This window comes from Nonlabens marinus S1-08 (genome assembly GCF_000831385.1).
Classification (GTDB): Bacteria; Bacteroidota; Bacteroidia; order Flavobacteriales; family Flavobacteriaceae; genus Nonlabens; species Nonlabens marinus.
Genome location: NZ_AP014548.1, coordinates 403,513 through 423,261, shown reverse-complemented (window position 1 = coordinate 423,261; position 19,749 = coordinate 403,513). Strand labels below are relative to the sequence as shown.

Annotated in this window: 15 protein-coding genes and 1 riboswitch; of the genes, 11 read left to right on the top strand and 4 right to left on the bottom strand. The window is 40.5% G+C overall.

Translation table 11 applies throughout. The features are described 5' to 3' along the window. Positions 1-25: 25 nt before the first annotated feature. The 6 genes from NMS_RS01970 (at position 26) to NMS_RS13860 (ending at position 7,758) form a co-directional block, all read left to right on the top strand. Positions 26-3,235: a SusC/RagA family TonB-linked outer membrane protein gene (locus tag NMS_RS01970; protein ID WP_041495139.1), complete on the top strand. Its 3,210-nt coding sequence runs from the start codon at positions 26-28 to the stop codon at positions 3,233-3,235. Between the two features lie 50 nt (positions 3,236-3,285). Beyond that, complete coding sequence (locus tag NMS_RS01965) at positions 3,286-4,740, top strand: SusD/RagB family nutrient-binding outer membrane lipoprotein (protein ID WP_041495138.1); 1,455 nt, start codon at positions 3,286-3,288, stop codon at positions 4,738-4,740. Positions 4,741-4,931: 191 nt separating this feature from the next. Further along, positions 4,932-6,281 (top strand): sodium:solute symporter family transporter, encoded by a 1,350-nt coding sequence (locus NMS_RS01960; protein ID WP_041495137.1) that lies wholly within the window; start codon positions 4,932-4,934, stop codon positions 6,279-6,281. Then, positions 6,263-7,108: a metallophosphoesterase family protein gene (locus NMS_RS01955; RefSeq protein ID WP_041495136.1), complete on the top strand. Its 846-nt coding sequence runs from the start codon at positions 6,263-6,265 to the stop codon at positions 7,106-7,108. The genes NMS_RS01960 and NMS_RS01955 overlap by 19 nt, the downstream gene beginning before the upstream one ends. Further along, positions 7,105-7,581 carry a rhodanese-like domain-containing protein gene (locus NMS_RS01950; protein WP_041495135.1) on the top strand — a complete coding sequence of 159 codons (477 nt, stop codon included), beginning with the start codon at positions 7,105-7,107 and terminating at the stop codon, positions 7,579-7,581. Before NMS_RS01955 ends, NMS_RS01950 begins: the two co-directional genes overlap by 4 nt. Before the next feature lie 9 nt (positions 7,582-7,590). Next, a complete protein-coding gene (locus NMS_RS13860) occupies positions 7,591-7,758 on the top strand; it encodes a hypothetical protein (RefSeq protein ID WP_158448944.1) in 168 nt (55 codons plus the stop codon). Positions 7,759-7,832: 74 nt separating this feature from the next. On the opposite strand, the gene NMS_RS01945 is transcribed toward NMS_RS13860, so the two are convergent. From NMS_RS01945 to NMS_RS01935, 3 genes are all read right to left on the bottom strand, one after another. Further along, positions 7,833-9,272, bottom strand: a complete 1,440-nt coding sequence (locus NMS_RS01945; RefSeq protein WP_041495134.1) for a hypothetical protein — start codon at positions 9,270-9,272, stop codon at positions 7,833-7,835. A gap of 372 nt (positions 9,273-9,644) precedes the next feature. Continuing rightward, the gene (gene metK / locus NMS_RS01940; protein WP_041495133.1) at positions 9,645-10,901 is read right to left on the bottom strand and encodes a methionine adenosyltransferase; all 1,257 of its coding nucleotides are present in this window, start codon (positions 10,899-10,901) and stop codon (positions 9,645-9,647) included. 250 nt (positions 10,902-11,151) lie between these two features. After that, on the bottom strand, positions 11,152-12,387 hold the full coding sequence (locus tag NMS_RS01935; RefSeq protein ID WP_041495132.1) for a tail fiber domain-containing protein: 1,236 nt from the start codon (positions 12,385-12,387) through the stop codon (positions 11,152-11,154). A gap of 587 nt (positions 12,388-12,974) precedes the next feature. Then, a riboswitch (SAM riboswitch) is annotated at positions 12,975-13,091 on the top strand. Between the two features lie 127 nt (positions 13,092-13,218). On the opposite strand from NMS_RS01935, the gene NMS_RS01930 reads away from it, so the two are divergent. From NMS_RS01930 to NMS_RS01920, 3 genes are read left to right on the top strand one after another with little or no spacing between them, the layout of a single operon-like run. Then, positions 13,219-14,511, top strand: coding sequence for an O-acetylhomoserine aminocarboxypropyltransferase/cysteine synthase family protein (locus NMS_RS01930; RefSeq protein WP_041495131.1), 1,293 nt, complete (start codon positions 13,219-13,221; stop codon positions 14,509-14,511). Continuing rightward, positions 14,512-15,516: an alpha/beta fold hydrolase gene (locus NMS_RS01925; RefSeq protein WP_041495130.1), complete on the top strand. Its 1,005-nt coding sequence runs from the start codon at positions 14,512-14,514 to the stop codon at positions 15,514-15,516. 26 nt (positions 15,517-15,542) lie between these two features. Beyond that, the gene (locus tag NMS_RS01920) at positions 15,543-16,634 is read left to right on the top strand and encodes a homoserine dehydrogenase family protein (RefSeq protein ID WP_041495129.1); all 1,092 of its coding nucleotides are present in this window, start codon (positions 15,543-15,545) and stop codon (positions 16,632-16,634) included. A 5-nt stretch (positions 16,635-16,639) separates the two neighbouring features. On the opposite strand, the gene NMS_RS01915 is transcribed toward NMS_RS01920, so the two are convergent. Then, positions 16,640-17,845, bottom strand: coding sequence for a sensor histidine kinase (locus NMS_RS01915; protein WP_041495128.1), 1,206 nt, complete (start codon positions 17,843-17,845; stop codon positions 16,640-16,642). Positions 17,846-18,345: 500 nt separating this feature from the next. On the opposite strand from NMS_RS01915, the gene NMS_RS01910 reads away from it, so the two are divergent. After that, complete coding sequence (locus NMS_RS01910; RefSeq protein WP_041497375.1) at positions 18,346-19,422, top strand: NAD(P)/FAD-dependent oxidoreductase; 1,077 nt, start codon at positions 18,346-18,348, stop codon at positions 19,420-19,422. After that, on the top strand, positions 19,415-19,735 hold the full coding sequence (locus NMS_RS01905) for a 2Fe-2S iron-sulfur cluster-binding protein (protein WP_041495127.1): 321 nt from the start codon (positions 19,415-19,417) through the stop codon (positions 19,733-19,735). The genes NMS_RS01910 and NMS_RS01905 overlap by 8 nt, the downstream gene beginning before the upstream one ends. Positions 19,736-19,749 lie beyond the last annotated feature (14 nt).

Below are 19,749 nucleotides of genomic sequence, written 5' to 3'. Positions count from 1 at the left end.
TTATTTCACTTGTTTTATTTTATTCATGAAGAGAATTACTCTATTCATGCTTCTCCTGTGTGGTTTTACAGGATGGGCACAACTAACAATTACGGGAACGGTAAGCGACGCTACCGGCACTCCCATTTCTTTTGCAAACGTTGCAGAACGCGGTATTCAAAACGGAACCACAACAGCTGTGGATGGTACCTATTCCATAACCGTTGCTGAAAATGCCGTATTGACATTTTCATTTGTAGGGTATCAAACTGCTACAGTTCAAGTAAATGGACAATCAACGGTCAATGTTACACTTCAAGAAGGTGATGCGCTGGATGAGGTGGTGATTACCGCTTTAGGGATCAAACGTCAAGAACGCGAGTTAGGTTATGCAGTTCAAACACTAGATGCTGAAGATATTCAGGAAGTAAAATCAGTGAACCTAGTCGATAACCTCCAAGGTAAAATAGCTGGGGTCACGGTGACGCCTGGTGCTACCGGTGTGGGTTCTTCCTCTAAAATTACCATACGTGGTGAGGCGAGCTTCTCAAATAACAATCCGCTGTTTATTGTGGATGGAACGCCAGTCAACAACAATTCGGTTTTCAATTTCACAAATGAGGCGGCGGCAGGTTTTCAAGAGGTAGATTTTGGCAACGGTGCAGGTGAAATTAATCAAGATGATATTGCCAGCGTTTCCGTCCTTAAAGGTCCAGCTGCTGCGGCACTTTACGGAACTCGTGCAGCAAATGGTGCGATTATTATTGAGACAAAAAGTGGAGGTAAAAGGCCTGGACTAGGTATTTCTTACAACACCAGTTTCTTTATGGACAGTGCTTTCAAACTTCCTGAATTCCAAAATGAATTCGGTCAAGGGAACAGCGGCCAGTTTGAATATGTCAACGGTCTAGGCGGTGGAATTAACGATAATATTTCCTACTCGTGGGGTCCACGATTAGATCAAGGAACGTTGATTCCGCAATTTGATAGTCCAGTAACTTTGCCTGATGGAACTGTTGTACGCGGTGGTGATACATCTCTATACAGCGGTCTTCCCATAACGCCAACTCCTTTTGTGAGCCACCCAGACAATTTGAAAAACTTTTATGAAACGGGTTATACCGCCATCAATAATATAGCCGTAAGCAATGGTTTTGAAAAAGGTGATTACAGATTGAGTTTTACAGACCTGCGCAGTGAGAGCATTATTCCAGGCGTGAATCTTGATCGACAAACCGTTGCCGCAAAGCTAAACTTTAGACCTAGCGACAAGACTAAAATCAACGCTAGTATCAATTATGTCAATAGTGAATCTGATAACAGACCATCAAACGGTTACGGTAGTGAGAATGTAAATTATTCGCTTGTAGCCTGGGGACCTCGCTCTTTAAATATCGATAGTTTACGCGACTACTGGCAACCGGGATTAGAAGGTGTGCAGCAGTACTCATTTAACTATACCTTCTTTGACAATCCTTACTTTATATTAAAGGAAAACCGCAATAGCTTTGGTCGGGATCGTTTATTTGGAAACATTTCGATTTCTAGAGAATTAACTCCAGAACTTACGGCAACCGTGCGGTCAGGAATGGATTACAGCAATGAAAAGCGCCGCTTTTTACGTAATTATTCTTCGAATAGATTCCGCAATGGTGCTTATGCAGAGCATGATGTGTTGTACCGTGAGGTGAATACAGACTTCTTGTTGAATTATAAAAAACAATTTGGTGACATCAGTTTTGATGCTAGCGCGGGAGGGAATCGATTGAATCAATATGCACAAACTACGCAAGTGCAAACCACGAGCCTTGCACAGCCTGGAATCTTTTCCTTGAACAATGCAGCGAGTCCTATTGAGACCTTCGGTTTTACATCAGAAAAGCGGATTAATAGCTTGTACGCTTTCGCGAAAGCGGGCTACAAAAACTTCCTGTACCTGGACATTACCGCTCGTAACGACTGGTCCAGTGCACTGGCAACACCTTTCAGCGCAGAGAACACGTCATTTTTCTACCCATCAGCATCCACCAGCTTTATTTTGAGTAATGTGGTAGAACTGCCCAGAGTGATTGACTTTGCCAAAATTAGAGCCAGTTATGCTGAGGTAGGAAACGATACAGACCCTTACCAGACGCAAGGAACTTTCCTGTCCCAAACTCCAGTGAATTCTCAGCCTACTTTTACCAATCAGGATTTTATACCGAATGCCAACTTAAAGCCAGAAACTACCTCGAGCATTGAGTTAGGTTTTGACCTGCGGTTGTTGAAGCAGCGATTGAATGTTGACTTTACGTATTATAACGCGGTAACAGACGATCAGATATTATCCTTGCCTATTGCGGTATCATCAGGATTTAGCCAGCAAGTAGTCAACGGTGGATCTGTAAGAAACCAGGGTGTGGAAATTATCCTTAATGCTATTCCAGTACAAACCCCAGAATTTCAATGGAGTTCTACTGTAAACTTTGCCAGCAGCAGGGCTATTGTAGAAAGCTTACCACAAGAAGACGGTCGCTTGACGTTGGGTTTTTCCAGAGTTTATAATAATTCTGACCAGACCGTTTTCCACCAGGTGGAAGAAGGTGGTCGTGTAGGAGATCTCTATGGAACCGGCTACACCCGTAATGAGAATGGAGATTTTGTTTTGACGCCTGAAGGTCGTTTTATTGCAGATCCTACCCTTAAAAAACTAGGAAATTACAATGCAGATTTTACGGTTGGTCTGACCAATTCCTTCCAGTATAAGAACTTTGACGCATCCTTTTTACTAGACTGGAGACAAGGCGGGATTTTAGTTTCAAGAACCCTAGCCCTAGGTGCTGTCGCAGGACAATTAGAGGAAACCTCGTTTAGACCAGAAGCAGGAATCGTTGCAAATGGAGTCGTAAATACAGGAACCGCGCAGAATCCAATTTACGTTCAAAACACTACCGCAGTAACGGCAGAAAGTTATTACCGTCAGTTTTACGACCGCAATCACGAGGAAAACAATGTGTACGACGCGAGTTATTTAAAGCTGCGTCAGTTCTCGATAGGTTACAATTTCGTATTAAAAGAAGGGGCTTTTGGGATCTTCGGTGATGTAGCAGACTTGAGACTGTCGTTGATTGGTAGAAACTTATTTGCCTTTAGTGAAATCCCGCATTTTGATCCAGAACAACTGGCCGTTCAAGGTCAAGGCTTTGTCAATGGAGTGGAGGATATGTCCTATGCCTCGACCAGAAGTATAGGGATCAAAGCAGGTATTAATTTTTAAGATTTTTTCGCTTTCGCGAAAGCGAACTCAACACACAAAGAATACAACAGATGAAACATATAACTAAACATTACATCCTGCTACTTGCCTTTATGGGTGTAGCGATGATTTCCTGTACAGACGATTTTGAGGAACTGAACACGAATCCTAATGCGCCAGTAAACGTGCAACCTAGCTTGCTTTTGCGCAAAGTGATTTATGACTATGGCGAGCAAATGTCCTATGAAGGTTTTGTGGCTGGAGGATTGTTGAGTCAGCATTTGACAGCACTGGATTTCAACCTTTTTGACCGTCATGCGCTCAAAAGCCCGCAGCTGGGTGGTGATCCATGGCCTATATTTTATAGGAACTTGAGAGATAATGAAATCATCATCAATCAATCTCAAAGCACACCAGCCTTTGCGGTCTATGAAGGTCCAGCATTGATCTTTAAAGCATACATGACTGCAGGCTTAACAGATATATTTGGAGACGTTCCTTATACAGAAGCTTTCAAGGGATTAAGTGGAACTGTGCAACCTAAGTATGATTTGCAAGAAAATATTTACTTACAGCCTGGTGGGATTTTGGATAACCTAGACCAAGGAATTGCAGCGATACAGAATTACAGCGGTACCATACGTTTAGAAGGTGATGTGCTTTTCAATGGCGATTTACAAGCTTGGGTACGATTTGCAAATAGTTTAAAGATAAAAGCGCTGATGCGCATATCGGCTAAAGAGAATGTAAACGCCCAATTACAAGCTTTATACAACGGACAAAACTACATCAGTTCTAATGCGCAAAATGCGGTATTCAATTTTACAGATGGTGAGCCTAACAACTTCCGTATGGCGCGATTGAGAGCTGGTGACTTTAACAATTTTGTGATGAGCGAGACGATGGAAGAAGTGCTAGAAGGACTGAACGATGATCGCATCAATGTACTCTTTAGACCAAGAGCTAATAATAGCAATAGGGATAACTATGAAGGCTTGATCAATGGGATCGACGCATCTTCCACATCTGTAAGTCTTGCAGATTATTCACTAGCGGGACGAATTTTTAGAGAAAATACGGGAATGCTGGATGCGAATTATATGACGGCGTGGGAAACCAATTTCTTACTTGCTGAAGCTGCCCAGAAAGGCTTGATAACGGCACCAGCACAGCAGTTGTATGAAACGGGAGTTGCACAGGCTTACGAATATTGGAATACAGAATTACCTGTAAGTTACCTCTCCATGACTGGTGCATATGCAGCAAATGGAAATGATCCCCTACAACAAATCATTACACAAAAGTGGATTGCAAATATGATCAACGGCTATGAAGGCTGGATTGAATATAGAAGAACAGGATTTCCAGTCTTTAAACAAGTATCGGCCAGTTTGAACAACGGATTGATTCCCGTAAGAATGCCTTATCCAGCAGAAGAAGCTGCCTTGAATGCAGATAATTATAAAATAGCGGCAGATGCAACTAATGATAACAGTATCAACGTAGCGGTTTGGTGGGATGAGTGATGAAAAATCAAAATCAAAATCAAAACAAATTTAAACCTGAACTCGAATTCGAACTTGAACTCAAATCGAATGGGATGTTTTTGATTAACGATTAGTGAATGAAAAGTTTTGATTTAAGACATGGAAATTCTGAAGTAAGCCGCTTCGAGCATTTTTACTAACTACTAACTACTAACTACTAACTACCAACTTTGGAATACCTAACCCAGACATCGACCTTACAGTGGTTGCTTATTATAGTCAGCAGTGTGATTTTTTTCATACTCGCTCCCGATGCAAAGGATGTTGCTACCTTTTTTAAGGCACAACATCGCGGCAAGTCACCTAATATGTTGATGTTGACGGGAAGTTTGATTATCTCTTGGATCTTTGCCAAAAGCATTACCAATGCAGCAAACTTAGGGTTGGAATTTGGTCTGGTGGGAGGAGTGGCATATGCGGGATATTACCTTTCTTTTGCAGTTGCAGGTATCATTATTTATCAGCTGCGTACGGTGGGAGGCTATACCAGCATCCATCACTTTTTAACTGATAAATACGGTAGAAAGGCGGTCGGTTTGTTTTCTATATTGATCAGTTTTAGGTTGTTTAATGAAGTGTGGTCGAACACGATGGTCATTGGAACCTACTTCGGTGATATGGGGAGTACTCCTTATTATGCCGCCATCATTGTTTTTACATTATTGACGCTGGCTTACACTCTAAAGGGAGGATTGAGCAGTTCCATATTTACTGATGTGATCCAGATGGTCTTATTCTCTGTGTTGTTGATGATCATTTTAGGAGTCATATTCGCAGAGCCTTCTGCAGATGTAGGTGAGATGTTGACCAGCGGCACCTGGTCGATGGAACTGGGATTAAACCTGTTCTTTGCCGCGATCCTTCAAAGTTTTAGTTACCCGTTTCACGATCCTGTTCTGACCGATCGTGGATTTATCACGAGCCCAATGATCACGAGGAAAAGCTTTTTATGGGCTGCGGTATTAGGAGGCATATGTATTGTACTTTTTAGTCTTGTGGGGGTGTATGCACAGCAGGCCGGATTAGAAGGTCAGGCTGCGGTTGAGGTCGCCAAAAAACTAGGCGTTGTCTTACTACTCATCATCAACTTTATCATGATTACAAGTGCCGCCAGCACGCTGGACAGTACTTTTTCAAGCTTTTCTAAGCTATTGACGCTGGACTTGAACTTAGGTGCAACAGTCACCTTCGGGCGGGTGATGATGATTATCGTAGCCGTACTGGGAACCATACCTGTATTTTTAAATGCAGAAATTTTGAGCGCTACCACAATCAGTGGAACCATGGTCATAGGATTAACACCGGTATTTATGCTATGGAAGATGAAAGTACCGCAAGTCAGTTATTTTTTGTCCGTAATATGCGGCCTTTTTTTTGGAGTATTGCTCATCTTTGAATGGTTTCCGGACCAGCTCATTTTTACCACAGGAAAGTACGCATCCCTATTATGGATCAATATTTATGGAGTATTTCTTAGTTTCATTTTATTTTTACTTCCTGCATGGATAAGAAGATCATAGACTTAGGCTACAAGAGTGGCAAGATGCTCCTTTTTGGAGGTGTTTACAGCAATTTGCAGGCGCTAGAAAGTTTGATCAAGCTTGCTAATGATCACGGTATTGCTCCAGAAAATTGTATTTGTACAGGCGACATTATCGGTTATTGCGGGCAACCTCAAGAGACGCTGGAAACTTTTAAGAATTGGGGAGCACATAGCATTTTGGGGAATGTAGAGATCCAGTTGCGGGACGATCAAGAGGATTGCGGCTGTGATTTTACCACAGGTTCTCGATGTGATGGTTTTAGTGAGATCTGGTACGCTTTCGCGAAAGCGAACTTACACACCACCACAAAGCAATACTTTAAATCCTTGCCTGACTACATGATTTTTAACTATGCGGGCAAGAAAATAGGCGTTGTTCATGGGAGTTATGATCAGGTCTCACAATTTGTATTTAAATCTACAGACTGGAACGAAAAGAAAGCCAGTTTACACGCATTGAAGTCTGATGTCATCATCGCAGGCCATTGCGGATTGCCTTTTACAGATCAACAAGGCGATGCCTTCTGGCTTAATCCGGGAGTGATTGGTATGCCAGCAAACGATGGAACGACTAAAACCTGGGCCATGATATTGGATGATTTGGATGGTTTTGAATATCAACATATTGCCCTGTCTTACGATTATGAAACTGCTGTGGATCAAATGAAGAAAAACGCGCTGCCCATAGAATATGCGTTGACCTTGAAAACAGGCCTTTGGGATAACATGGAAATTCTGCCAGCTGCTGAAAAAGAGCAACAAGGCAAGGAAATTGCATTCCAACCAGTAGAACAGGAATTATGAGATTAATAATGATTGCTTTGTTTACTGTCATGTGTTCCGCTTTCGCGAAAGCGCAATCTATAGACAGTTTACTTAAAAAGTATAATAGTCATACGGTCCCCTACATAAGTGTAGAGGAATTGGCCATGAATTATTCCGACTATACGGTGCTTGATACCCGTAAAAAGGAGGAGTTTGAAGTGAGTCACTTGCCCAATGCAATTTGGGTAGGTGAGAACTGGCAATTATCAAAAAAGGTTGCGACAGATGCTAAGATTGTAGTTTATTGCAGTGTAGGCGTACGCAGTGAAGATTATGGGGAACAATTACAGGAGGCCGGCTATACTGAGGTAAAAAATTTATATGGTAGTATTTTTGCCTGGAAAAATGCAGGTTTTGAAGTGCTCGACAATAAGGAAAAACCTACAGAGAAAGTGCACACCTATTCAAAGACCTGGGCGAAATATCTCAAGTCAGGAATTAAAGTTTATTAAAGAGTCAGTATGGAAATCCCTAAATGGTTTTGGCAAATTTTACTGTACACAAGCTGTGTTGGTAGTGGTTATGTGCTATACCTCATGGCTACTGGTGAACAGGATCGTAGTTACATTTGGTATCTGTTTTTGTTTTTGATGGCGGTATGGTTTGCGTTAAGACAGATACGTAAATAACTTGGAAGGGTTATAAATAAAAAGATCTCAACCAGGGGATTAGTTGAGATCTTTTCTAGGGTAGAGGCATTAAGTTAATTGCTTAAAATAAGATTGTAAGAGGTAGTAAGGAATTGCTCGTTGCCTGTAGAAGTCTTTCTGCAGAATACCTCAATGTAATCACCAGGGTTCATATCTACCGTTCCTAATATGGACACTGATTGATTTTGATTAGTCGTCAATGTATTTGCGATTGTAGTCGTCCCTGGTACTAATGTTGTTCCATTCTTATATAGGGAGAATTGAAATTGGCTCCCGCCAGTAGCGGTATAGGCTAGAGCAACTTGAGTAGTCATAATTTTAGCCTCCATTCCATCGTAATAAATTCTATTACTGAAAGTCGTTCCACTCGTATTTTGATCTCTGGTACGGAATAATCGAGCAGCAGTGGTTGTTACGGAAAGTTTTGCGGCGTTATTATTTGTAATATTAATTGGTGTTGATCCAGTCATGTATATGTTTCCAGTGGCTCTTTCATCTGTTTCAGCTACAAGTCCAGGACAATCGACACTCCAATCATTTGTAAAGTTATACCCAGTATATGGAGAGTTTCCATCAATATAGTTACCTCCTCCATAAAACACCACACCTTCAATTACTGCGCTACCTGTGATGTCATTCACTCCCATTATGTCCACACCCATATTTGAACCGGTTACATTCATGAATCCACTTTGTTGTTCGATCAACTGAAAAGTTCCGGTGAAAGTCTCGAAAGTTCCAGTGTTGGATCCATCCCAACCCATTGCATTGAGAAGGACTACACCTGTATTGCTGAAAGTAATCCCGTCAACGTTGTTCAAGAACTGTGCAATATCAAAAAATATGAGTCCATAGCCACTTATAGTACCTACGGATGCTGCTCCATTTATAATTATAGTTTGAAATGCTAAGTTTTGAGGGCCATTTGTACCGGCAGGATTGGAAGCTAATTCGAATACTTTTGTAGATATACCAGGCGAACCTGCAATGGCAATATTTCTTAGCGTGCCTCCAGTTGCTCCTTTAAATAATGGAGTAGTGGTGGTCATCACTAGGGCATCACGCTGTGTAAATTGTCCATAGATCGTGGCGTTATTCATGTCCAGACTATTGGTCATATAGATAGTGCCATTCAATTGATAACTTGTGTTTGTATCTAACGTAATAACACCTGCAACAGGAACTGGAAAGTCAGCCTGGCTTTTCACGATGACATGATTATCTCTAGTTTGCTTATTCGACTCAACAGTGTTCCATTGACCATCAAAATAGCTAAATTGACTTAGGTCTGTGTTATACGTCAATAACCCAGATGCAGGGTTGACAATGGCATCTATTTGCGCTTGAGTCATTCTAGGTATGAGAACACCTGAATTCTCAGATTTTATATCAAGAGCTGCGGAAGGATCTGGTTGAGCTGTGTTAATTCCCACTTGAGAGAATGCAAAGCTAAAACTGAATAGCAATAGGAGAGTAGAGTAAAATGTCTTCATAAGGGGATAAAGTAAGTTAAAGCACCAAATATACCGACCAAAGACACGTTTATAAAAAATAACACCAATATAAATTAACAAATACCACTTTATAAAGTAAACTAGCATCTGTTTAAAAGGAATCAAACAACTGAAAAACAGATGTTTGTAACAAATGATAGGGAGGAATCACACACTTCCATTTTTGATATTTTAACATTAAACTAACTCACTTAAACGATTAAAAATCACTTTAAACGTATAAACGAATTATTGTTAATTTTAAACATGAACTAAAGTGTGTTTTCTTACCCTGCAAAAAGTATTCCCGAAGCATATAGAATGTAAAAAGCCCAAGCGATCGCTTGGGCTTTTTTTAAAAAACCTTGGGAATTATAAACCGAAAGTCTCTTTTACCTGGTCTACATAATCCAATTTCTCCCATGTAAATAACTCTACTTCTCTTGTGATTTTACCGTTGTATGGAGATTCAAAAACCTTTGTCATTATTTTAGGTTCCCGACCCATGTGGCCGTAAGCAGCGGTATCTCTATAAATAGGGTTGCGTAATTTTAGTCGGGACTCTATAGCCGCTGGACGCATATCGAAAAGTTTGGCAACTTTTTTGGCAATTTCTCCATCTGTTAGGTCAACTTTGGAGGTGCCGTAAGTGTCCACATATATGGAAGTAGGTTCCACCACTCCTATCGCATAGGATACTTGTACAAGAACTTCGGTAGCCAGTCCAGCTGCGACTAGATTTTTAGCTACATGTCTCGCAGCATAGGCAGCGCTGCGATCCACCTTGGACGGATCCTTTCCAGAAAATGCTCCACCCCCATGGGCTCCTTTACCACCATAGGTATCCACAATGATTTTGCGTCCGGTCAGCCCAGTATCACCGTGTGGTCCACCTATCACAAACTTCCCAGTTGGATTGATGTGATATTTAATTTTGTCGTTGAACAATTTCTGCGCATAAGCAGGAAGTTGCTTTTGTACCCTAGGAATCAAAATTTCAATTAAGTCCTTTTTGATTTGTGATAACATTGTATCATCGTCTTCATTAAAAGGATCGTGTTGTGTAGAAATAACGATCGCGTCAATACGCTGCGGTACATTGTCATCACTATACTCGATAGTGACCTGGGACTTAGCATCTGGCCGCAAATAGGTGATGTCTTTATTTTCACGTCGCAGCTTTGCCAGCTCAATCAAGACCTTATGCGAAATATCTAAAGCCAGTGGCATGTAGTTATCTGTCTCATCAGTTGCATAACCGAACATCATTCCTTGATCACCAGCACCTTGTTCTTCTTTGCTATCGCGATCCACCCCTTGATTGATATCTTGCGACTGTTCATGTATCAAAGAGATCACACCACAAGAATCTCCAGAAAATTGATATTCTCCTTTAGTATAACCTATCTCATTGATGATATCTCTAGCAATGGTTTGAACGTCTAGATAGGTATCTGATTTAACCTCACCTGCAAGAACTACTTGCCCAGTAGTAACAAGGGTTTCACAGGCAACTTTAGATTCAGGATCAAAAGCTAGAAAATTATCTAGCAAGGCATCGCTTATTTGGTCGGCTACTTTATCTGGGTGACCTTCACTCACAGATTCTGATGTAAATAAATAGGGCATATGATTATTGCGCTTTCGCGAAAGCGAACTCCATAAAGCGCTCTCGCAGTAAATTAAAAATCGTAAGAAGGAAGAAGGACTGTGCGCGGTCAAATACTCCTGATTTAGCATTTGTGTTCTACCGAGATAGAACGAGGTTGCAAGCAGTCAAATCAATCCTCTTATTCCATTCAAAGATACATATTATGCCTGCATTGAAGTAATTGAGAGATAGATTTTATCATGTGAACCATCTGTTTTGATGATGAACCTATTGGAGCTGTTTTTTCAAGGCATCGATCTGCACTTGTTGCTCTTTAATCGCATTGACTAGGATTGGAATAATCGCAGTATAGTCAACGGATAAAGATTTCATTTCATCTGGAGCCTCCTCAACTACTGCTGGAAGATCTGTTTGAAGATCTTGCGCAATAAAGCCATATCGTTCTTTACTTTCACTGTCATTCTTATAGTTGTAAGAGTAAGTCTTGAGTGAAAGGATTTTATCTAACCCATGAGAAAGCGGCGCAATATTCTCTTTCTTTCTACGGTCGCTTACTACTTGAGCGTTTTGATAGTAAAGGGTTCTCCATGGCTTGTCATTTCTACCTAAATCACGATTATTTTCTACAGCAAAAAATGAAAAGTTTGTAAAATGATAATCAGCTAGTGAGCCGCCATTAGAACCAATATTGATTCTCAAGCCACCGTTAGCATCGTTATCGTTGGAATGCACGCCTTTAGTATACATTCTTCTAAAATGGCGATCAAATCTACCTAGGTCATAAGTTCCATTATTTGTCGTGATATTATTAGGCGCGTCCACGGCAGGGAGCATCGCATTGGTATCAAATGATAGACGGCTGCTATTCCCGAACGCTAAATTTATCGACCCAGTGGCCTGGGTGTTTTGCATAAAAAAGATGTCGCCAGATTGAATCATATTTAGATCATAATTTAAAAAATCAAGTGATAACCCATCAAAGTTTGTATTCGTCTTTATCACAAGAGCATTTCCTGGGTTGGTCGCTCCAGCGCCTATTCCCACATTACCATTTGCCTTTACTCTGATATGCTCGATTTTATTTGTAGCGATTGAAAGGTCTGTATTGTCAGATGTTCCTAAATAGTTATTTGTACCACCCCCTGGTGTGGTTCCAGAATTTCCTGAAAGAGACCACGCATCTCCAGCCTCCATAGAAGTCGTTGGGGTATCATTAGGGGTTGTCAATTTTTCCCATTTGCTTCCAGACCAATAGTAGAAACCCTTTCCTGTTGCATCATTAAGATTAAAAACAAGTAAACTTTCCTCAATAGCGCCTACAATTGGGGCTTGATTAGAAAGGTTAACGATATTGACTCTAGGGATCATAATCCCTTTGTCACCTGATGCCGCTTGTATATCTAATAAAGAGGCACTGCTGGGACTGTTAGTTCCTATTCCTACTTGAGAAAGGCTAAGAAACGTTGATAGAAGAAACACGGAAGAAAGTATAATTCTTTTCATTTTGGTATTTGAGTTGTATTATACTTACGTGTGTAAAACGAACACAGTTGTATCTTGGCGAAAAAACAAGCGATTTAAACGTGTTTCCACATTTAAGCACCGTTTAAGTGTTTAAAAGCGAGATTTAAAGTAAATTCTGACGTATTTCATCGAGATATTTTAGATGCTATTCAAGACATCATAGCCACAGATTAAAAAATGTAGCTCGCACACGATCATTTCATGACAACTTTCGTCGATTCTATTATATCACTTAAAACAAGTATCTCTTAAATTATATAACGAAGAGTGCTTCTTCTTTAAAATGAGCTATACGCTCGTTGAACTATTACCTTTTTCCTAAAATGCGAAATAGCTTCCATATCAACAAAAATCATCGCTAGTACCCGGGCAATATTTAAGGCTTGGATGATATATCTTAGTTGGGAAGTACATCAACAAAAACAATTGTTGTTCAAGTTGTTACATCATGAATATTCTCAATTTTAGCCTCTCTACACGGACTGAAAAAACTAAATAAGCTGTTAAAAATTTGGAATACCCATTTTAATTATTGAATCTTTACACTCACGTTCATAACCATACTGAAATTATCAAGAAAGGACGAGGGAACAGACCCATCGACTCCTTAGCAACCCTTCATTTATGTAAATATTTGGAGAAGGTGCTAAATTCTGCTCACAACTGGTGAGACAAGATGATACACATGTAAGTAGGTTATACTACCACAAGTTTCTTTTTTGATTTTTCCTTTTCGCAATAGCGAAATGGTAAATCTATATTTCTATTGGTTCTGGGCATTAATTCAATTTCTAATTTAATAAGAAAAAAATGTCAGATCAACAATTTTCAACCCAAGCATTACACGCAGGACACGATGTAAAATCCCACGGCGGCACTCGCGCTGTTCCATTGTATCAATCCACTGCCTACGTTTTCAACAACAGCGATCACGCGGCAAATCTATTTTCACTTGCAGAACCTGGATGGATTTACACCCGTTTGAACAACCCAACCGTCGATGTGTTGGAACAACGACTCGCAGCATTAGAAGGTGGAATTGCAGCAGTGGCCACTGCTTCAGGAACCAGTGCTATTTCTACCACATTATTAACGCTGTTGCGTGCGGGAGATCACATTGTGGCGAGCAACTCCCTTTATGGAGGCACTTTCAATTTGCTTTCTGTGACACTTCCACGTTTGGGGATCACGACTACTTTTGTGAACCCTAATGAGGATGACGCTTTCGCGAAAGCGACAAAAGAAAACACCCGTGCGATATTTGTAGAATCATTAGGTAACCCAAAATTAGATGTACTAGACCTCAAAAAAATCAGCCAACAAGCTAAAGCATCTAAAGTTCCATTGATTGTGGACAATACGGTTGCTACACCATACTTGCTCAATCCTATCGAGCACGGTGCGAATATCGTGATCCATTCCTTGACTAAATACATCAATGGTAACGGCACTGCGCTAGGCGGGATCATTATTGATGCAGGAACTTTTGACTGGACCAATGGTAAGTTTCCAGAATTTACTGAACCATCTGCTGGATACCACGGTTTAGTTTATAGCGAGGCACTAGAAGCCGCAGCGTTTATTGCAAAAGTCCGGATTGAAGGACTGCGCGATTTAGGAGGAGCCATTTCTCCATTCAATGCATGGCAAATTATTCAGGGTCTAGAGACCTTAAATTTGCGCGTCGCTCAACATTCTAAAAATGCCTTAGACTTAGCTACATGGCTCAAAGAACAATCAGATGTCGCCTGGGTAAATTATCCAGGACTGGAATCCAGTGATTATTATGAGCTCGCCAAAGAATATTTGCCTAAGGGTCAAAGCGGGATTGTTACCTTTGGTGTGAAAGGTGGTTACGAGAATGCTAAGAAAGTTGTGGACAGTGCCAAAGTATTTTCGCTGTTAGCAAACATAGGAGATACGAAATCCTTAATCATTCACCCGGCAAGCACTACCCACCAGCAATTGAAAGATGAAGACCAATTAAGCACTGGTGTGACTAAAGATTTGATTCGGTTGTCAGTAGGACTTGAAGATCTTGCCGATTTGAAGCAAGATCTAGTCAATGCCTTCCAACAAATCAAGTCAACAGTAGAGGCATAGATGTCAGAAAAATTGAACCATATCGCTATTCCAGATCTGCTCTTACAATCTGGCAAGAAGCAATCGATTCAGGTTTCTTACCAAACTTTTGGGCGCGAATTGCACAGCGCGCCCATCGTATTGGTTAATCATGCACTGACAGGTAACTCTAACGTCCCATCTTGGTGGGGCGCCCTAGTTGGCGATGGAGAAACTATTGATCTCAATCAAGTCACGGTTTTGGCGTTTGACATACCTGGAAATGGGTATGACGGCATCACAGATCATTTGATTTATAATTATCAAGAATGGTGTTTGGGTGATGTGGCATTCGCTTTCGCGAAAGCGATACAAACCTTAAACATACAGCACATTGATATAGGCATAGGTGGTAGCATAGGAGGCGCTTTGCTCTGGGAACTTTTGGCTATTCAACCAAAGCTTTTTGGAACCATCATTCCTATCGCTGCAGACTGGAAATCTACCGACTGGCTTATCGCTTGCTGTCATGTGCAAGAACAGATTTTGAAATATTCTGAAAAACCTATTGAAACAGCGCGCCAACACGCGATGACTTTTTACAGGGCACCTCAAGGTTTGAAAGAGAAGTTCAAACGCGAGAAACTGGCCAATGAGTTTAAAGTAAACCAATGGCTGGATCATCATGGAAAAGTTTTAGAAGCACGTTTCTCGCTGCCTTCTTATAGATTGCTCAACCATTTATTGTGGAATATAGACGCAGCTGCCAGCTTTGAAGGCAACATTGAAAAAATCTTAAAAAGAAGTGATACCATAATAGAAATGATCGCCATTGATAGCGATGGATTCTTTCTAGCGGCGGAAGATCGAGAAACCTTTGATTTATTGCGAGATCAACATCCTGTGAGGTATCATGAGATTCAAAGTTTGCATGGGCACGACGCTTTCTTAATAGAACACGATCAGGTGGCTCAAATTCTAAAAGATATATTCCGCAGGAATTTACAATCAGATCCCTCAACAAGATTGGATCAGGTCACCAATTAAATCATCAGTAAACCCATAAAGTTATTATGAAACTAGTACATCTATATTTATTTGGCATTGGGAATGTTGGTAAAACTTTTATCCAACAAATTCTCGACAGCCGACCTTTTTTCAAGTCTCATCATCAACTCGATGTGCGTATCGTAGGCCTTGCTAATTCAAGCACTGTTTTGACCCTAGAAGAAGGAATTGATAAGGAATGGAAGGAAATCTTTGATGCAAATGGATCGCCTAGAGATCCACAGAGTTTCTATAGATTTTCTGAGACTCAGGAAGCCATTAAAATTGCAGTCGATGCAACAGCAAGTATAGAGCTGTCTAGATTTTATCCAGAAATTGCCGAACATGGATTTCATATCGTTACAGCAAATAAAATAGCCAATACGCTATCTCAAAACTTTTATGATCAATTACGCTCTATTTTAAAGGGGAAAGATCTCTTTTTTGAATATGAAACTAATGTAGGTGCAGGATTGCCTATAGTACAAACTGCACGAGATCTCTACAATAGCGGTGAGCGGTTGTTTGAGATCAATGGGGTGTTTTCTGGCTCTCTAGGATATATATTTAATAGGTATTCTCAGGAAGACGTGCTGTTTTCTGAAGTGGTAAAAGATGCCCTTGAATTGGGTTATACAGAACCTGACCCACGAGAAGATTTATCTGGAAATGATGTAGCTAGGAAGCTTCTCGTTCTGGCTAGGGAAGCAGGTCTCAAATTAGAATTTGAAGATATAGCCATTGAAAATTTAGTAACCCCTAATTTACGAAGCGCCTCGTTAAGTGAATTTTTGACGGATCTGCCTCAGCTGGATTCCTATTTTCAAGAGCGCAAGAACGCATTAAAAGAGGACGAAGTTCTCAGGCATTTGGGGCAATTGCATGTCCAAAACAGGCAACTGAAAGTTTCTTTGCAAGCAGTTAGAAATGACACTCCCGCTGGACAATTGCTGGGGAGCGATGGATTTTTTGAAATTTATTCTGAGAGTTATACACAACACCCATTAGTGATCAAAGGCGCTGGTGCAGGAAGGGAAGTTACTGCTAGGGGATTGGTGTCAGATATTGTAAAGATCAGCAAAATAGCTACTTCTATAGAGATATCTCAAATTCTTTAAAAGCTTTATTTAGAAACACTAAAATAAAATGTAGTGCTTTCGCCTAGAACAGATTCTGCATGAATAGAGCCTCCAAGGTTTTCCACGAGTTGCTTAACGGTGCTGAGTCCTATACCGTGTCCTTGATTCCCATACCTATCGTATTCTCCTACGGTATTAAATAGATTGAAAATGTGAAGTAGGTTTTCTTTAGGAATACCGCGGCCATTATCTGTTATTGAAAATTTGTATAGATCTTCCGTTTCGGTTACCCCAAAATCAATGACGGTCTCTTCCTTATCATTGTATTTGATACTATTGCCTATTAGGTTAAGGAAAATCTGCTCCAGTGCAACGCGATTACAATGCAATTGATAGTTCTGTTCTGGTAAATGAATATCACAGTGGTGCTTGATATTAATAAGCTCAATGATATTTTCTAAAAGTTCATTAAGGTCAAAATCTTCCCTGTCATCCACTTCATAAGCGGAGCTTTCGTAGTGTGCTAGAATATTTGTGATGTAATCACTTAAGGATAAAGAGGAACTCTTTAAATATTTCAAGTACTTACGACCATCGTCATCAACGAGACCGTGATACTTCTTATTTAATATGTCTGAGGTCACAATAAGGTTAGCTAGTGGCATTTTCATGTCATGCGAAACCGTACCTGCAAAATCTTCCAGTAGGCCGTTGTGTTTTTTCAATTGATTCCTAGAGACCCGTAAATCCTCGTTGACAACATGTAGTTTAACCAACTCTTGAACCTGTCGTCCTAAATTGCGTAAAGCAATTTTTTGATCATGGGAAAGACTATTTGGCTTATCATCTAGCACACATAAAGTTCCTAGCACCATTCCGTCTGAATTTTTTATGGGAATACCTGCATAATATCTTATGGGGTTTTCTAGGTCGGTTACTAAAGGATTACTTTTAAATCGCTCATCGAGTTTGGCATCCTGAACCTCCATCAATTCGTCAGGATTTAAAATAGCGTGCGAGCAAAAACTAACTTCTCTAGGAGTTTCACAAGTCGCCATCCCTTTAATCGATTTAAACCATTGTCTATTCTCGTCGACCAGGGAAATGGCACTGCTTTTAGTGCCGCAAATGAAGGTAGCTAAATCGGTAATATGATCGTATTTTTCTTCTGGTAAGGAATCCAGAATATTAATATTCCTTAACGATCTAAGTCGTTGATCCTCATTATCGGGATGTAAGGCTACTATCATATAGAATATTGGTAATCGTTTAAAAGTATAGGGGTAGCTATTTCTTACAAAGGTAGCGAATTACAAACTTCAAAAGTTCTTATTGATTTTTTTTCGATTAGTTGCCTGCTTGTAAACCAAATAATTACAATATAAAAGTAGACGAAAGCCAATATGATCTTGTAGGACGAAAAGCGAGTTTGTTTTACATATTTTAGATAAATGATTGTTTTATTACACAATAATAATTTTATACATAAACAAACTTGTAGGAATTATCCAATATAAAGTAAGAATTAGACTACTAAAAAGTTATAACTTTAGTCATTAAAATAGTACACTGCTTTACTTTTATCGATATGTTTTGCATTGCTCAAAGCATTTTTATAAACATTTGCTAAACAATTTTTGGAAGGTATCGTAAAGCGCTGTTCCTTTATACTTAAAGACTTGTTTAGCTGCCGTTTGCTAACGACCTTTGCACATCCCTAAGAGAGGAAGAAATTGCTATGGAGAAAGAGATGATTACCACAGATATTTTGATTATAGGTGCAGGCCCGACGGGACTTTTTGCCGTTTTTGAAGCCGGATTGTTGAAGCTGAAGTGCCACATCATTGACGCACTTGCGCAACCTGGTGGTCAATGTACTGAGCTATACCCTAAAAAGCCTATTTACGACATTCCAGGCTTTCCAGAAGTACTGGCCGGAGATCTGGTTAATAATCTTATGAAACAGATCGAACCGTTCCAGCCTGGATTTACACTAGGCGAGCGTGCCGAAACCATAGACAAACTGGATGATGGAACATTCATAGTGACCACTAACAAGGGAACTAAACATCATACAAAAATCGTCGCTATTGCTGGCGGTTTGGGTTCTTTTGAACCACGTAAACCAACCATCGACGGATTGGAGAAGTACGAGGATAAAGGACTTGCTTACATGATCAAGGATCCAGAGGATTATCGTGGCAAAAAAGTAGTGATCGCTGGTGGTGGCGATAGTGCGTTGGACTGGTCGATCTTTTTGGCAGATGTTGCCAGTGAGGTAACTTTGGTACATCGCCGTGAGGAATTCCGTGGTGCGCTGGATAGTGTGGAGAAAGTAGAGGAGTTGGTCGATCAAGATAAAATCAGACTAGTCACTCCAGCCGAAATCCTTGACATCAATGGTGAAGGTGCTGTTGAATCCGTTCTATTGCAACACAACGACGAGGCAAAACGCATGGAAGTCATCGAGTGCGATGCTTTTATTCCGTTATTTGGTCTTGCTCCTAAATTAGGCCCTATAGCCGATTGGGGTCTAGAAATAGAAAAGAATGCGATCAAAGTGGATAATACCTTGGACTATCAAACCAACATTCCTGGCATCTATGCTATAGGCGATGTGAATACCTATCCAGGAAAATTGAAACTGATTCTTTGCGGTTTTCACGAGGCAACATTAATGTGTCAGAGTGCTTACCAAAGAATCTTTCCAGACAAACGTTATGTCATGAAATACACCACCGTTGGCGGCATTGATGGATTTGACGGTTCCCGAAAAGAAGCTGAAAAAGCAGTGGTCAAAAAAATAGGCAACAAGCAGAATGTCTGATATCAAGATCACCATCATTGACCGTGAAGGCCAGCGTCACGAGGTCGATGCGCCTACAGACATGAACATGAACATCATGGAAGTCTGCAAGGCCTATGATTTACCTGTCCAAGCGGTTTGTGGCGGTATGGCAATGTGCGCCACCTGTCAATGTTATATCATTAGCGATCACGATTTAGGTGAGCGCAATGATGATGAAGAAGCCATGCTTTGGGAAGCATCTTTTGTAAAAGATAACTCAAGGCTTGGATGTCAAATTCCGATTACTGAAGATTTGGAGGGGTTGGTGATTGAACTGGCTCCTGAGGAGTAGTGTAGTATAAGATC

Coding starts and splice junctions, on each gene's coding strand:
- NMS_RS01930 (WP_041495131.1), top strand. CDS start 13,219: ATGTCAGATCAACAATTTTCAACCCAAGCATTACACGCAGGACACGAT.
- NMS_RS01950 (WP_041495135.1), top strand. CDS start 7,105: ATGAGATTAATAATGATTGCTTTGTTTACTGTCATGTGTTCCGCTTTC.
- NMS_RS01955 (WP_041495136.1), top strand. CDS start 6,263: ATGGATAAGAAGATCATAGACTTAGGCTACAAGAGTGGCAAGATGCTC.
- NMS_RS01970 (WP_041495139.1), top strand. CDS start 26: ATGAAGAGAATTACTCTATTCATGCTTCTCCTGTGTGGTTTTACAGGA.
- NMS_RS01935 (WP_041495132.1), bottom strand. CDS start 12,387: ATGAAAAGAATTATACTTTCTTCCGTGTTTCTTCTATCAACGTTTCTT.
- NMS_RS01915 (WP_041495128.1), bottom strand. CDS start 17,845: ATGATAGTAGCCTTACATCCCGATAATGAGGATCAACGACTTAGATCG.
- NMS_RS01945 (WP_041495134.1), bottom strand. CDS start 9,272: ATGAAGACATTTTACTCTACTCTCCTATTGCTATTCAGTTTTAGCTTT.
- NMS_RS13860 (WP_158448944.1), top strand. CDS start 7,591: ATGGAAATCCCTAAATGGTTTTGGCAAATTTTACTGTACACAAGCTGT.
- NMS_RS01910 (WP_041497375.1), top strand. CDS start 18,346: ATGATTACCACAGATATTTTGATTATAGGTGCAGGCCCGACGGGACTT.
- NMS_RS01905 (WP_041495127.1), top strand. CDS start 19,415: ATGTCTGATATCAAGATCACCATCATTGACCGTGAAGGCCAGCGTCAC.
- NMS_RS01920 (WP_041495129.1), top strand. CDS start 15,543: ATGAAACTAGTACATCTATATTTATTTGGCATTGGGAATGTTGGTAAA.
- NMS_RS01925 (WP_041495130.1), top strand. CDS start 14,512: ATGTCAGAAAAATTGAACCATATCGCTATTCCAGATCTGCTCTTACAA.
- NMS_RS01965 (WP_041495138.1), top strand. CDS start 3,286: ATGAAACATATAACTAAACATTACATCCTGCTACTTGCCTTTATGGGT.
- metK (WP_041495133.1), bottom strand. CDS start 10,901: ATGCCCTATTTATTTACATCAGAATCTGTGAGTGAAGGTCACCCAGAT.